12 protein-coding genes are annotated in these 16,157 nt (G+C 43.3%); 9 read left to right on the forward strand and 3 right to left on the reverse strand.

Going from position 1 to position 16,157, the window contains the following annotated elements:
- The first annotated feature begins 6 nt into the window (after nt 1-6).
- The 6 genes from MAHAU_RS00125 to MAHAU_RS00150 all read left to right on the forward strand — a co-directional run bounded on the left by MAHAU_RS00125 (nt 7) and on the right by MAHAU_RS00150 (nt 8,452).
- Entirely contained in the window at nt 7-2,166 is a 2,160-nt protein-coding gene (locus tag MAHAU_RS00125) for a DUF5696 domain-containing protein (RefSeq protein ID WP_013779682.1), read from the forward strand.
- On the forward strand, nt 2,163-3,035 hold the full coding sequence (locus MAHAU_RS00130) for a carbohydrate ABC transporter permease (protein ID WP_013779683.1): 873 nt from the start codon (nt 2,163-2,165) through the stop codon (nt 3,033-3,035). Before MAHAU_RS00125 ends, MAHAU_RS00130 begins: the two co-directional genes overlap by 4 nt.
- Before the next feature lie 15 nt (nt 3,036-3,050).
- Entirely contained in the window at nt 3,051-3,998 is a 948-nt protein-coding gene (locus tag MAHAU_RS00135) for a carbohydrate ABC transporter permease (RefSeq protein WP_013779684.1), read from the forward strand.
- Between the two features lie 337 nt (nt 3,999-4,335).
- Nucleotides 4,336-5,367, forward strand: a complete 1,032-nt coding sequence (locus MAHAU_RS00140) for a uroporphyrinogen decarboxylase family protein (protein WP_013779685.1) — start codon at nt 4,336-4,338, stop codon at nt 5,365-5,367.
- Nucleotides 5,368-5,494: 127 nt separating this feature from the next.
- Nucleotides 5,495-7,192 carry an amylo-alpha-1,6-glucosidase gene (locus MAHAU_RS00145; RefSeq protein ID WP_013779686.1) on the forward strand — a complete coding sequence of 566 codons (1,698 nt, stop codon included), beginning with the start codon at nt 5,495-5,497 and terminating at the stop codon, nt 7,190-7,192.
- 33 nt (nt 7,193-7,225) lie between these two features.
- Complete coding sequence (locus MAHAU_RS00150; protein WP_013779687.1) at nt 7,226-8,452, forward strand: uroporphyrinogen decarboxylase/cobalamine-independent methonine synthase family protein; 1,227 nt, start codon at nt 7,226-7,228, stop codon at nt 8,450-8,452.
- A 38-nt stretch (nt 8,453-8,490) separates the two neighbouring features.
- On the opposite strand, the gene MAHAU_RS14760 is transcribed toward MAHAU_RS00150, so the two are convergent.
- Complete coding sequence (locus tag MAHAU_RS14760; protein WP_013779688.1) at nt 8,491-9,384, reverse strand: helix-turn-helix domain-containing protein; 894 nt, start codon at nt 9,382-9,384, stop codon at nt 8,491-8,493.
- Nucleotides 9,385-9,558: 174 nt separating this feature from the next.
- Between MAHAU_RS14760 and MAHAU_RS00160 the strand changes: the two genes are divergently transcribed.
- On the forward strand, nt 9,559-10,650 hold the full coding sequence (locus MAHAU_RS00160; RefSeq protein ID WP_013779689.1) for a uroporphyrinogen decarboxylase family protein: 1,092 nt from the start codon (nt 9,559-9,561) through the stop codon (nt 10,648-10,650).
- Between the two features lie 174 nt (nt 10,651-10,824).
- Nucleotides 10,825-13,929: an alpha-mannosidase gene (locus tag MAHAU_RS00165; protein WP_013779690.1), complete on the forward strand. Its 3,105-nt coding sequence runs from the start codon at nt 10,825-10,827 to the stop codon at nt 13,927-13,929.
- 86 nt (nt 13,930-14,015) lie between these two features.
- Here MAHAU_RS00165 and pepT read toward each other — a convergent pair whose 3' ends face one another.
- Nucleotides 14,016-15,254, reverse strand: coding sequence for a peptidase T (gene pepT / locus MAHAU_RS00170; RefSeq protein ID WP_013779691.1), 1,239 nt, complete (start codon nt 15,252-15,254; stop codon nt 14,016-14,018).
- Between the two features lie 127 nt (nt 15,255-15,381).
- On the opposite strand from pepT, the gene MAHAU_RS00175 reads away from it, so the two are divergent.
- On the forward strand, nt 15,382-15,855 hold the full coding sequence (locus MAHAU_RS00175; protein WP_013779692.1) for a GNAT family N-acetyltransferase: 474 nt from the start codon (nt 15,382-15,384) through the stop codon (nt 15,853-15,855).
- A gap of 17 nt (nt 15,856-15,872) precedes the next feature.
- Here MAHAU_RS00175 and MAHAU_RS00180 read toward each other — a convergent pair whose 3' ends face one another.
- The gene (locus MAHAU_RS00180) at nt 15,873-16,148 is read right to left on the reverse strand and encodes an ArsR/SmtB family transcription factor (RefSeq protein WP_148258351.1); all 276 of its coding nucleotides are present in this window, start codon (nt 16,146-16,148) and stop codon (nt 15,873-15,875) included.
- Nucleotides 16,149-16,157: the final 9 nt, after the last annotated feature.

Below are 16,157 nucleotides of genomic sequence, written 5' to 3' on the forward strand. Positions count from 1 at the left end.
TGAATTATGAGAAGGATATTGGCGTTGTTCATTATATGTGCATTGGCATTATTACTGCCCACTCGCAATATAAAGGCCGAACCTGATATACCTGATGGTTACAGAAAGATAGCCGAATCATCAGAGCTGCTTCTATATTATAATGACAAACCACCTTCAATCATAGTGGAAGACAAACGCAATCATTTTATGTGGAGCTCCGCATTCACCGATGAAGGAAACGAGATGAAAGATACCAGTGACCTATGGCTGACTTCATTCCGTGCGCTCTTCAATCTAAGTTATACCAATGTAAAAGAGGACACCGACCAGATAATGTTGACCAATTCAGTTATGGAAGAAGCGAATATCACTACTAAAGACCTAGAAAAAGGTATAAGCATAATTTATAACTTCAGCAAGCTTGGCATTACCGTACAGTTGGACATATCGCTAGATGGCGATTCACTGGCTGTCCGTGTACCAATAGAAAGTATCGAAGAAAATAAGAATTTTGGTGTAGTCAGCATAGAAATATTGCCATTTTTTGGAGCGGCTACCGATAGAGAGGATGGTTATGCCTTTTATCCTGACGGAAGCGGTGCATTAACGTACTTTAAATCAGATCACCCTGAATATACAGAAAACTATAGAGGATATGTTTATGGACTAGATACAGTAGATCTGGATGCCTATAAAGCTATGGAAAGTGATGGCAGAGAGCAAGCTATGATGCCGGTATTTGGCATGAAAAGAGGAGGAAATGCCTTTATAGGAGTAATTAACGAAGGCGAATACGATAGTATCATTAATTTTTCTCCAAGCGGATATCGTATAAACATAAACAGAATATCAGCGGAATTTGTTTACCGACGTCTGTATCGCGCTACTCGTGCTAATACTGTTTTGGTAGATAGGGTAGAAAAAGGAATGTTGCACTTGGACCATGCTGTAAGATATACCTTTCTGGCCGGTCGGAATGCCGACTATAGCGGTATGGCTAATGCTTACCGGCAATACCTGTTAGGTAAAGGAAATATAAAGAAGGTTATAGAGAACGGAGACAAAATCCCATTAGGGCTGGATTTACTTACCGGCATAAAAGAAGATCGACTTTTGTTTGATAAGTTTATACCTATGACCACGTTTGACCAGGCCAAGCAGATTATAGAGGAATTCTATAATCGAGGAGTAAATGATATACAAGTAAACCTCATGGGCTGGACCAAAGAAGGATTTAAAACATATCCGGTTCATCTACCGCCAAATAATGCATTGGGCGGCTGGAATGGATTAAAGCGTTTGGCGGATTATACTTCTAAAAATAGCATAGTATTATTTTTACAGGATAACTTCGTGGATGCCCTAAGTGAGAATGGCGGATTTTCGATACAAAACGACGTGGCTAGACAGCGAAACGGCTTAGTGGTAACCAATGCTTTTAATAACGCATTTTTATTTAATCCGGTCAAAACTTGGGAGCTATTTATCAACAATTTCTTGCCGAACTTGAACGGGTATGGCATAAACGGCTTAAACTTTGAGAAATTGGGTTTAATGATATACTTCGATTACCATAGGGAATATCCGCTTACGCGTGGTCAGACGGCCGATTACTGGAATAAGTTCATCAGCGAGTCCAGCAAACAATTCGGCTCAGCCGCCGTACACGGCGGTAATGCCTATATATTAAAACAAACCGATCGTATCTTTGACATACCGGCCAACGATTCAGGTTACTTCTTTAGTGATACGGCAGTGCCATTTTATCAAATGGTAGTCCATGGTCTTATACCCTATTCGTCCAGCCCGGGCAATTTATTTTATGATCCCCAGCGTCAAAAGTTAAAATGGATAGAATATGGCTATATGCCCTATTACCAACTGACCTATCAAGACTCAAAGTTATTGAAATACACTGACTACAATCAGCTATTTACATCATATTATGGCGATTGGATTGAAACCGCTGCTAGCGCATATAAAGAGTTCAACGATAAACTGGGCACTACCTGGTCTATGTTTATAACCGATCATGAAAAGATAACAGAGGATATATATAAAACCACTTATCAAAATGGCACTGCAGTATACGTCAATTATGGAGGACAATCCGCACAAGCCGATGGGCATACTATAGAAGCATTGAGCTATATAGTGGTAGATGAAAGGGGAAATGTAAAATGAGGCATAAACGCAAACTCACTTTGGAGCAAAAACGCTCTATGGAAGGCTATGTTTTTATAACCCCGTGGATAATAGGTTTTGCGACTTTTATAGCCTATCCTTTTTTCGAATCTCTATGGCTTAGCTTTCATAAGGTTACAGAAGTGGCCAATCTTGAATCGGAATGGACGGGCTGGGCGAATTATATAAATGCCTTTATAGTTGACATTAACTTTTTACCTAATTTCATAATGACGGTAAACAATACATTGATAAACACCCCTTTAATCATTGTATTTGCGTTGTTTATAGCTATATTGCTTAACCGCGATATAAAGCTTAAGGCATTCTTTCGAGCAGCTTTTTTCCTGCCAGTTTTACTCGGCACGGGTTTCATACTTCAACAGCTTCTGGGGCAGGGCGTAAATCAACAGGCTCTAACCAGAGGCATAGCAATACCCGAAGAGTTTTTCGTATATCTAGGACCTACTGTAGCCTCTTACGTACAGGGATTCTTTGACCGGCTTACTCTTATATTATGGAAATCAGGGGTGCAAATCATATTATTTTTAGCAGGACTCCAGGGGATATCAGCATCTCTGTACGAGTCAGCCAGATGTGATGGAGCCAGCGAATGGGAGATGTTTTGGCAGATCACATTGCCCATGATATCTCCGGTTATATTGCTCAATATCATCTATACGTTGATAGATTCTTTTACAGATGTAAGCAATCCTATAGTGGATTATGTCATAAATGTTGCCTTTAGGCAGCTTAATTTCGGATACGGTGCGGCACTAGGATGGATATATTTCATTTTTGTATTCATAGTCGTTGCAGTGATATTCCTTATATCAAAGCGTTTTGTTTATTATGCAGGTGATAGATAAAGGAGGATATGGCTAATGTCTATTGAAAAAAATATTGTTACGCGTGCCTCGTTACCGAAGTCAACGCGGTTGCTGGAAGCGGCTAAGAGTCGGAGCTTTTGGAGCAACATAATATTTCAGATAGCTATATATATACTTTTATTGGATTTTGCCTTTGTATTTTTATTTCCGTTTATATACATGATAATTACATCCTTGAAATCCCCTACGGATTTATTAGATATGGCCATACGCTGGATACCTAAAAGTTTGTATTTGGATAACTATTCTATGGCTACGTTGGCGTTAAACTATTGGACTTACTTGAAAAATTCGATTTTTGTGACGGTATTGAGTATAGTGGGTAATATATTATCATGTTCATTTGTGGCTTACGGGTTTGCAAGGTGTAAATTTCGCGGCCGAGACATGCTGTTTCTTGTAGTATTGCTTACTCTTATCATACCGCCTCAAACCATAGTAGTGCCGCTGTTTATTCAATACTCGAGGATGAATTGGATAAATACCTATTTACCACTTATAATTCCAACATTTTTCGGCATGGGATTGCGGGGAGGTCTCTTTGTATTCATATTCCGGCAATTTTTTAGAGGATTACCGTATGAATTAGAAGATGCTGCCCGTATTGATGGTTGTAGTAGTTTTAGAATATACTGGAATATTATCATGCCGATATCCAAGCCAGCTATATTGGTCAGTGCAATACTTTCTATGGTGTGGCACTGGAACGATTACTTTGAACCGTCTATATATCTTATGTCACCGGAAAAAGGTTTATTGCCTATGATATTGCCACAGATGGGCTTTAATTTAGGCCAGATAGGCTACGAGACAGTTGAGAAATTCAACGCAGCAGTGGTCATGGCCGGCACATTTCTGGTAGTGTTGCCACTTTTGATAGTGTATATAATCCTACAACGACAATTTATGGAGGGCATAGAACGTACGGGTCTAGTAGGCTGATCGTTTTTAGCTATATACGGTATAGGCGAGACAGCCGGAGGATTGCTTATAGACAATATCAATAACGGTAAAAAACCGGTTAGACGTGAAATGATTTTGCTGACGGAACTAATAATCCGGGCGTCTACAGCTCAGCCTAAGGACATATAACAAGTAAGCGAATTTTACCTCACTTATTTGCTTTATATGGATAAAAAAATCTATGCTGATTTATATGGGAAGCGCTTTCATAATACGAGGGAGGTATTATATAATAAGTCCGTGAGTTGTTAATCGATTATGAGGTGGGAGATTTTGGGTAAAACATAATAATTTAGGAGGAGAGGGGAGAGAAAATATGACATCGCGTGAAAGAGTGATAAGGGCATTAAAGTTTCAACAACCGGATAGAGCTCCGCGAGATTTGTGGATGCTGCCGGGTATACCTATGTTTAGATCCAATGAATTGAAAGACGTGTTGAGTAAATATCCGGTGGATTTTGCCGGGCCTAGATATAGGTATGGTAGAGGACGTCGTTGTAAAGGCCGAGAGGCTGTGGTAGGCAACTACACAGATGCATGGGGTTGCGTATGGCATGTGGCTGAACCTGGGGTAGTAGGAGAGGTTAAAGAACCTCCATTAGCCGATTGGTCTGCATTGGACAGCTATCAACCGCCATGGGAATTGCTTGATGAGGCTGATTTGTCAGAGGTAAACCGAAGCTGTGAACAAACAGATAAATTTGTAAAGGTGGGGACCGAAACGAGGCCTTTTGAAAGAATGCAGTTTTTAAGAGGGACTCAAAACCTATTCATCGATTTGGCTTATGGAACTAAAGAAGTTTACCGTCTTCGCGATATGCTGCATGAATTTTTTACCAGAGAGATGGAGATGTGGGCGAAAACCGACGTAGATGCCATAGGCTTTATGGATGACTGGGGCTCGCAGAATACCTTGTTGATCTCGCCGGAATTATGGCGTTCTTTCTATAAACCGCTCTACAGGGATTACTGTGATATAATTCACTCGAGCGGTAAGTTTGTATTCTTCCATTCGGATGGTAATATAGAAGAGATATATCCCGATTTGATAGAGATAGGTGTGGATGCCGTGAACTCGCAATTATTCTGCATGGACATCGAAAGATTGGCTAAGCTATATAAAGGTAAAATAACATTTTGGGGTGAAATAGATAGACAACATATATTGCCATATGGTACACCGGAAGATGTACGGCAAGCAGTGAGGCGCGTACGTAGAGCCTTGGATGATGGCAATGGTGGTGTTATTGCTCAATGCGAATGGGGTATAAATAATCCCCAAGAAAATATAGAGGCTGTATTCGATGAGTGGAGTAAACCGCTGGATGAAATATTGAAAGAAGAATAAAAATTGAAGGTAAATTATTGATGACAGTGACAGATAAAAACTACTGGAAATTTGCCTTGAGGTTTTAACTGCTTTATCGTATAATTAAAAAATAACGTAGATCTTTTATAAAAATGGGGGTATAAATGTGAATTTTAACTTAGAGCAAGTTCCTTTCAGCCGTTGTGGATCGTATATGGCTTTCTCGTGGTTATCGGGACGCTTTAGAGGTGTCAATGCTAAAGAAGGGCTTTATTTGCGTACGGTTCATGGCGATGCGGTGTCAAAAGAGGTCATGCGGGTAGAGCTTACCGATGGGGGCCGACCCATACCGTTCGAAATTAAGGCCATGCCCGAACTGCTTCGTTTAGAAGCTGCGAATGGATATGTTGAGATATGCATCGCGACTCCTACGGTTATAAGAATAAGAGGCCGCGGTGTAGGGTTGCGTTTTTCTTCCAGTGAGGAATCCATGTTCAATAATGCTATTCCATTTAAAGAATACCAGTGGATCATAAACGCTTTTAACAGCAGAGTACAGCTAATGTTTATACCGTTAAAAGCGCGATTATGTATGGATGCCCCTTGGGACGGCAGCAAGTGCAGTTTTGTTAAAGTGGACATACTGCCAGATGATACAGGTTATTTTGAGTGTGCAATTGAAGAATTTTATAGCTCATGGTATCAGCATACCTATGATTATTTTGATGAAAGCATCAAAAGCGTCAAAGAAGAATTTAAGGCATTTTTAGGTAAAATGCCGGATGTGCCGGATGAATTTTCCCAGGCTGGTGAGCTGGCGGCTTACATTGACTGGTCATGTATTGTAGAACCTAATGGCTTGATAACGAGGCCAGCCATGCTTATGTCTAAGAATTGGATGACCAATGTATGGAGCTGGGATCATTGCTTCAACGCCATAGCTCTGAGCTATAAATATCCTGAGTTGGCATGGGATCAATTTATGATAATGTTTGATTATCAGGACGATAATGGCGCTTTACCAGATAGCATTAACGATCGCCTGCCCATATGGAACTTCTGCAAACCACCTATTCACGGCTGGGCATTGAAAAAGATGATGGATAATACGGATTATATAGATCGTGCTAAACTGGTTCAGGTCTATGAACCTTTATGTGATTGGACCAATTGGTGGTTTAATTATCGCGACGATGACGACGACGGCATACCGCAGTATAATCACGGAAATGATTCGGGATGGGATAATAGCACTGTATTTGCTGAGAGGCCCCCCATTGAAAGCCCCGATTTAGCCGCCTTTCTTATAATCCAAATGGAAACGTTGTCTGATGTGGCGGATAAGCTTGGCAGGAAAGCCCAATCGCGTGTATGGAAACAAAGAGCATCCGAATTGTTGAATAGATTGCTTGAGCATTCGCTAAGGGGCAATAGATTGGTAGCCTTGCAGTCAGGAGTGCATAAACCGATCTCATCCCAAAGCCTACTGCCGTTTATGCCCATTATACTAGCCGGGCGTTTGCCGCAAAATGTGTTGACAGCTACCATCACTGATCTAAAACAAAGCGGTATAATAACCGAGCATGGCTTGGCTACCGAGAGCATCGACAGCCCTTCATATGAGGCCGATGGATACTGGCGCGGCCCTATTTGGGCACCGTCTACGATGTTGATGGTGGATGGGTTAAAAGAAGCTGGCGAGGAGGCCATGGCGCAAGATATATGCAGGAAATTTGCTTATATGTGCGCAGCCGGCGGCTTTGCTGAGAACTTCGATGCTTTAACCGGCGAAGGACTGCGCGATAAAGCGTATACTTGGACATCGAGCGTATTTTTGATCCTGGCACATGAATATTTATTATAATTGTAGAACATGAGGATTGAGAGAGAGGGAAAAATGATTGCTCAAGAAGATAAAAAAATAATACGAGATCTAGCCAAGCGGGTGGCAGAGATAGCCGAGCTCCCTGTCATGGAGGAGCGCCGCCGCATGTGGAAACAGCATAACCAGCTAAAACGCGTGCGTCCGATGATATTAGTATTCCCTGAAGGGTCGTGGCGTGAGCTTCTACCGCAATCGGTGCTTCAGTGCCAAGGAGAGGTTGCTCGTGGGATAGAATGGGAACTGCGTCGGCGCATATATCAGCATGAATACATACATGATGACAGTGTTATAGAGAAAAAATGGGTCGTATCAAAAGCTATCACTACTACCGATTGGGGATTGCAGCCGAAACATAGGCCTAGCAGCCAGAATACCGGCTCGTGGGGTTTTATCCCGCTTATCAATGATTATAGCGATCTCAAAAAACTAAGGTTTCCCGAGGTGCGGTACGACGAAAAAGAAACACTGGGGCGCATGGAAGAGGCCCAAGATCTGTTCGTCAATATATTGGATGTACAACTCAAAGGCATAGCCCATGTTTCGTTTCATCTTATGGATATATATTGCGAGCTTCGCGGTTTGGAGCAGGTGATGTGGGATATGTACGACAACCCTGGTATGTTGCACGAAGCCATGGCCTTTTTAGAAGAAGGTCATCGTAGGCTGGTACAGCAATATATGGATCTTAATCTTTTCAGCTTAAATAATGATGAAACCTATCATTCCTCCGGCGGAGTCGGATATACAGATGAATTGCCCAGATCCGACTATGACCCTGAAAGAATCAGGCCCTGCGATATGTGGGCGTCGGCCGAATCTCAGGAGATGGCTCAAGTATCGCCGCAGCAGCACTATGAATTTGTCATGCAATACGAGAAGCGCCTTTTGGAGCCTTTCGGGCTTAATGGTTATGGCTGTTGTGAGGATCTGACCGCTAAACTTGATTATGTATTCACCATACCTCATATAAGGAGAATTTCCATATCACCATTTGCCGATGTGGATAAGTGTGCGGAGAAACTGGGCGATAAATATATATTTTCATGGAAACCAAAGCCTTCGTATCTTGTAGGGGATTTTGATGCCGATTTTATAAGGGGATATATAAAGCACACATTGGATGTAACCAAAGGCTGCGTTATAGAGATGATATTGAAGGATACCCATACCTGTGACAACCATCCTGAACGGTTTACACAATGGACGGACATAGCTCAGGAGTTGGTTGAAGAATACTGATGGAAGCGGCTTTAAGCCGTTTCTCTTGTTCTCCATATTCAAGAATGAAGATTTCGTCGGGCTGCCGTAGGCGTGCAATGCTTTATGTTTTTATAAAGCCTGTTGAAATAGGTAACGCTATTGAAACCTACTTCGAAAGCGATTTCGGAGATGGTTTTGCCACTGCTAATTATCATCTGATGAGCTTTTTCGATCCTCGTTTCGTTTAGATATTCGATCAGAGTTTTGCCCATGGTTTTCTTAAAAAATCGGCAGAAATGGTATCTGCTCATGTGTATCATTTCGGCGGCTTCAGAGAGTTCTATCGGTTGTTCATAATGCTGGTCTATATAATCCAACAATATCTGTAATCTCTGCAGTTTTATTCTATAAGCGTTATATCGGGTGTCCGTACAGTATCTCATATCGGAGCTTCTCAGCATTAAGCATAATATTCGATATATATCGCTTTTTATGGCCAGCTCGTAACCGTGCGATTTATCGACAAACTCATGGTATATATCCATCATATGTTCTTTTATCTGACGGCCAATGGGCATCTGGGTATTTACGAGATGAGGATTACCGGGATCTTTGGAAAAGAACAGGGGGCGTAGGTAACCTTCTTCCATAGTGTTCAATAAACGAGGGTCAAACTGTAATACCAGAATGTCAGTAGCTTCATTACCTTCCGATATTGTAGAATGCACATTCAGGCCATTGATTATCACAATATCACCTGTATGAATGCCGAATACTAGATCATTTATCCTCTGAACCGCCGTTCCTTCCAGCATATACAATATTTCTACAGCCTCGTGCCAATGCGGCTTTACCGATATACTCTGCTGCCGAGACGAATTGACAAAAGATCGTATGGGTATAGCCGGGTCCGGCGTCTGGAAGTATTCCTCATATGCTGTTTCGCTCTGCGATATATGTTCTATAATCAAATAAATTCCTCCCTTTGCAAAACAAATATTTATATCAATTATATCATAATTGCCTTTTAGTTTATATGTTAATTTGGGCAATATCGTTCAATATAAAGGCAAGAATATGTTAGGCTCGAGCATCAATAAGATATATACTGTATATAAATAAATTAGAGGTAGGGGATAAGATTGATGAGATTACCTATAGATAAACCGCAACCCAATATAAATTGGTTTAAGGATGTTGTTTTAGGCAAAACCATACCATCGCGCCCGCCTTTCGCCGAGCTCTTTTTGGATATCGAAATGGTAGCTGCTATAGCTGAGGATTTTCTGGGACGGCATTGGGTCAATCCGTCAACTGCTCGCGAGGGCCGTAAAGCCTATTGGGATAATTACATTGAGGTGTATTATAGGCTGGGCTATGACTATGTAAGGCTTTCAGGCGGATTGAATTTTGTGGGAAAGAATCGCTTGGGTGAGGATACCGCCGCTCTTTCCAGAGGGAAAAGAAGCTGGGCGGAAGAGGGCAAAGGCCCTATATCTACGTGGGAGGATTTTGAAAGCTATCCATGGCCGTCGCTTGATAATGTGGATCTCTGGGATTATGAATATGCAGCCGCTCATGTACCAGAGGGTATGGGTGTGTTTGTATGTCCGACCAGCGGCTTTTTAGAGGTACCATTGGATACGTTGTTCGGTTATGAAAATCTGTCATTTCTGCTGTACGATAATCCCAAACTCGTTGAAGCCGTATTTGAGAAGGTGGGGCAGATAATCTACGGTTTCTATGAGAAACTTCTAGGGCTTCCTAATCTGGTTGGGTTCTTTCAGGGCGATGATATGGGCTTTAAGACATCGACCATGATATCGCCGGATGCATTAAGAAAGTATTCTTTGCCCTGGCATAAAAAGCTGGCTAAATTGGCCCACGACAACGGGCTGATATATATGCTTCACGCCTGCGGTAATCTGGAAAGCATCATGGAGGATCTTATCGAGGATGTGAAAATCGATGCCAAGCATTCCTTTGAGGACGCATCGGTGCCGGTAACCGAGTTTAAGAGAAAATACGGACATAGGATAGGCGTGTTAGGCGGCGTGGATATGGATAAATTATGCCGTTTGCCTGAGGATGAGCTGCGCCGATACATAAGGGGTATTTTGGAGGAATGTATGCCAAGAGGTCGGTATGCTCTCGGTTCGGGCAATACAGTGGCCAATTATGTGCCCATGAAAAATTATCTCATCATGTTGGAAGAAGGCTGGAACTGGAATAAATAGCAAGGGGGTTTTAACAATGGAATTAAAATTTTTAGCAACGGCAGCGGCAGAGGGATGGCCGGCGCTGTTCTGCCAGTGCGATGAGCCTATCGGTTAACGTTGCAGATATGAGATTTAGCTGATATAATGATACCAAGGCTTATTAAAATTTAAATGATTTTGGAGGTGGGTGTATTGTTGCAAGAAGAATTATTACAAAAATGGATTACCGATCGCATAAACGATGTAGGTAAGGTGATTTATAGGCGAAGCACAACGCTAGATGGATGGCAGTTTAAAAGAGGCTATTATGACGCTCCGGACCAATACCGCTATGAGAACCAGGAGTGGGCACCTATAAAAGTCGGTCAACAATGGGGCAGCCCAGAGCAAACCTATTGGTTTAGGAAAATGGTACGCATACCCGATACATATAAAGGCTGCAAAGTCATAATGACGATCGAACTTGGCGGAGGAGAGGCCCTGCTGTCTATAAATGGAACACCGTACCAAGGCATAGACAGAAACCATAAATCCGTTGTTTTGACCGAGCATGCCGCCGGAGATGAACAATATGATATCCTTATAGAAGCCGGCATGGAATGGGGCGAATACGCCGGTAGGCAATTGAGAGGCTTGACCTTTGAACCATACACTTTCCGCGGAGTTACGCTAGCTTGTGTAAATGAAGCCGCTTATGAATATTATTTTGACTTAAAGACGATATTTGACTCGGCGGTGGTGCAAAATGATAATGATTTGCGACAAAGCATGCTCAATAAAGTTAAAGCTTCTTTACAGTCGATAGATGATTACAACGATGATGAACAGATCAAAAAAGCCAGGATTATGCTATGCGACAGCATAAGCGCGATACGATATGCACGCGGAAACGGTAAATTGCTTTTAAATGGACATTCGCATATAGACACTGCATGGTTGTGGCCGCTTAAAGAGACCGTACGCAAGTGTAGCCGGACATTTTCTACAGCGCTTCGTCTTATGGAACAATATCCTCAGTATTATTTCATACAGAGCCAGGCACAGCAGTTTGAATATACTAAACAGTATTATCCCAAACTGTATGAACAGATAAAAACGAGGATAAAAGAAGGGCGCTGGGAGCCAACCGGCGGCACATGGGTAGAGCATGACTGCAACCTCATATCGGGCGAATCATTTGTGCGCCAGATTCTCCTAGGCAAGCGCTTCTTCATGCAAGAGTTCGGGATAGAGCCAAAGGTAGCCTGGTTACCCGATACCTTCGGATTCAACTGGATCATACCGCAGATCCTTAAAAAGGGTGGTTATGAATACTTCGTTACCAACAAGATAATGTGGATATACGAGAATAAATTCCCTTATGACCTGTTTACATGGCGCGGCAATGACGGCAGCGAGATACTGTCGTATTTTCCCACATCACCGGGGGCATATAATGGCATGCTTACGCCAAATGAGATAAAAGCCACGTGGGATAACTTCCGCCAGAAAGAACAAACGGATGAGCTGTTGTATCAGTTCGGATACGGCGACGGAGGCGGTGGCCCTACGGCAGAGATGCTGGAATACGCCAAACGCCTCACCGATCTGCCCGGCATGCCTGAATGTGCAACGGGCAGGGCGGATGAATACTTTGAGCGTTTGAGAAATGATATCGATGCTTTGCCTGTGTGGGATGGGGAGCTTTATTTCGAGCTTCACCGCGGGACGTATACAACGCAGGCCAGGAATAAGCGCAACAACCGTAAAGCGGAACTGTTGTATCGAGAGGCAGAGCTGCTATCGTATCTAGCCAGGATATATGGACATCCATATGAGCAGGAAACCTTGAATAACGGCTGGAAGAAGATATTGCTCAACCAATTCCATGACATAATACCGGGTTCATCCATAACGCCGGTATACGAGGACTCGGCTAGAGACTATGCGGAAGTATTGAGAACAGGCAACGATATAAAATCAAAAGCTTTGAAAAACCTGGAAAGCCATATAGACACATCAGGCGACGGCAAGGCTATTACGGTATTCAATTCTCTATCGTGGCCGGTAACCGATGCGGTGAGTTTAGTCATCGAAAGCGATAAAAAATATAAGGTCGTCGATCGCGAGGGCAATATCGTTGATTCTCAGGCAATAACCGAAGAAGGCCGAACCGAACTCGTATTCACCGCTGCCGATGTGCCGTCGATGGGTTATAGAGTATATCATATGATAGAAGAAGAGTCGGTACCTGCTGCTGTTGACATAACGGTGGAAAAGGAGCATCTCGAGAACAGATTTTTTGCTATAGACATAAACGAAAAGGGATTTATGACATCGATATATGATAAGATAAACGGTCGGCAAGTATTACAGCCGGATAAATGCGGCAACGTTCTACAGATCTTTGAAGACAAGCCGGCAGATTGGGAGGCATGGGATATAGACCTTTTCTATCGTGATAAGATGTGGGAGGTCGATGAGCTTATCTCATCAGAGGTCATTGCTATAGGCCCGGTAAAAGGCATACTCCGTATGATCAGACGGTTTAATAAATCCACCATAACCCAGGATATAACGATATATAACGATATACCGCGTATAGATTTTAAAACATCGGTGGACTGGCAGGAGGATCAGAAACTGCTTAAGGTAGCCTTCCCAGTCGATATAAGGGCTACAGAGGCGACCTATGACATATATTATGGTGCCATAAATCGGCCAACGCATTGGAATACGAGCTGGGACAAGGCTAAATTTGAGGTATGCGCTCATAAATGGGCGGATCTGTCCGAAACTGGTTACGGCGTAAGCCTGCTGAACGATTGCAAATACGGACACGATATTAAAGACAACGTAATGCGGCTGACGCTGTTGAGAGCGCCTATGTGGCCAGATCCCAAAGCCGATAGAGGGTATCACGAATTCACATATTCATTGTACCCGCATAAGGGCTCGTGGGACCAAGGCGGGACAGTACCTATGGCGTGGCAGCTTAATGCACCGCTTACAGCTATAGTGGCATCGCCTCATACAGGCTCGCTCGCTGCTGAGCAATCCATGTTTTCGACAGATGCGGATAATGTCATAATAGATACCGTAAAGAAAGCCGAAGATAACAGCGATTTAATATTGAGGGTGTTTGAGGCTTTTGGTCAGCGCGGCAAGGTCGGCATAAAATGCGCTTTTAATGTACAGAGCGCTGTGGAATGCGATCTGTTGGAGCGGGCACAAGGCGAAGATATATCAGTACAGACCGGCTCATTTGATGTATATATAAAGCCGTACGAGCTGAAAACCTTCAGGTTAAAACTGTAATATTATGATACGATGCATTGCGCAGCGGTACGTAACCATAATATGGATACTATATCGTTGCGCAATGCAAAACACAATCGTTGCTGCTAGGATGGCCACGGATATGTGCAGCAATTTATAGCTATGTTTACTATAACCTCAACGGCTTTTTGCATGGATTGGACCGGTATGTATTCATAGCGGCCGTGGAAGTTGTGCCCGCCGGTGAAAATGTTGGGGGTGGGCAGGCCCATGTATGAGAGGCGCGCGCCGTCTGTACCGCCGCGTATGGGCAGTATCAGGGGCTGTACACCGGCTTGCTGCATGGCTGCTTTTGCTATATCTATCGCGTACATATGCCGCTCTATTATCTCTTTCATATTATAGTACTGATCGTATAAATCTATATTTACCGTATCGGCACCGTATTTGGCGTTTAGCTTGTCCGCAATGCCCTTCATGAAGTTTTTCCTATCTTCAAAGCCTTTTTTATCGAAGTCCCTTATTAGATAATATGCGTCGGCATGATCTACATTGCCGTCAAAGTTGTTTATATGGTAGAAGCCCTCGTACCCTTCAGTATTTGCGGGTATCTCATCTGGAGGGAGCATATCGTTTAGCTCCATGCCTATCAATACGGCATTTTTCATTTTACCTTTAGCATCGCCGGTATGTATGCTCTTGCCCTTTATTTTTATACGGGCTGCTGCGGCGTTGAAGTTTTCATAATTCAGCTCGCCTATTTCCCCGCCGTCAACGGTATAGGCAAAAGCTGCTCCAAATTTTGCTGTATCGAAGCGGTCGACACCTCGGCCTACCTCCTCATCGGGAGTAAAGCATACTTTAACAGTACCGTGTTTTATCTCAGAATGCTCCAATAAAAACTCAACAGCCGTCATTATCTCGGCTACTCCGGCTTTATCGTCAGCACCCAAAAGGGTGGTGCCATCGGTCACTATAATATCCTGGCCGATATAATTTCTCAGATGGGGAAATTCGCTTGGTGAAAGCACAATGCCCATATCGCGGTTTAGTATTATGTCTGAACCGTCGTAATTTTCTATTATGTGTGGTTTTACATCATGGCCCGGCATATCCGGGCTGGTGTCCATATGCGATATAAACCCTATAGCCGGCAGGTTTGAGGAAACGTTGGATGTGAGCGTAGCGGTAACATAGCCGTTTTGATCCACGCAGGCATCTTTTAGGCCCATATGTGCCAGCTCGTCAGCCAGCACCTGCGCAAATATAAGTTGACCATCTGTGCTCGGATATGCGGGGGAAATTTCATTTGAGCACGTATCGTATTTCACATAGCGCAAGAAGCGCTGTATTACATCTTCCATAAATAAACCTTCCTTAAAATAAAGTATCTGGACCTATTATACACCCTAGACGACGTATTGAAAATATTCGCAGTCCTGTGGCAACTTTGATATAATATTGGCATGAAAGAATAAGGAGGAATAAATTATGCCAGATATGCTTGTCAAATTATATGAACTTCCACCGGTTCAGCCGGTATTGGAGCAGCAGAAAGCCCAGGGGATAGATATACGCCGGGCTTTGCCGCCTGAGAAACGCGCTGTAGTCCAGTGGGTGGCCGATAAATTCGGCAACGGCTGGGCCAGCGAATGCGATGTGGCTTTTTCCAATAACCCCGTATCGTGCTTTATAGCAGTGAAAGACGGTCAATTAATAGGATTTGCCTGCCATGATGCGACGTGCAGGGACTTTTTCGGTCCTACCGGCGTGGATCCTGCCTTCCGTGGCAAGGGTACCGGCAAGGCACTGCTTTTGGCATGCCTGGATGCCATGGCTGCTCAAGGCTACGCCTATGCTATTATAGGAGGAGCAGGGCCAGTAGATTTTTATGCTAAGGTTGCGGGTGCTACTGTAATAGATGGTTCAGTGCCAGGCATATACAATGGCATGCTTAAGCTTTAAGCCTTGATGATACATCATCAAGGCTTAAACAGTACATTTATGATATTTTTAACATCATCGTCCACCACTTTATAGCATACTTCCAGGCCGTCGCGCCGGCCTTCTATAATGCCGGCGCTTTTGAGCTTGGCCAGATGCTGCGATACGGTAGACTGGGGTAGGCCCAGGCATTCCTGCATATAAGATACATTGCATTCGTGTTCCATGAGGCCTTTGACTATGCAAAGCCTGTATGGATGGGCGATAGCTTTCAGCTTTTGTGCCAATATTTCGTAGTGTTTCGAATTATCCATATCGCTCAT

Origin of the sequence: Mahella australiensis 50-1 BON, from assembly GCF_000213255.1 — a bacterium.
In the GTDB taxonomy this organism is placed as follows: domain Bacteria; phylum Bacillota; class Clostridia; order Mahellales; family Mahellaceae; genus Mahella; species Mahella australiensis.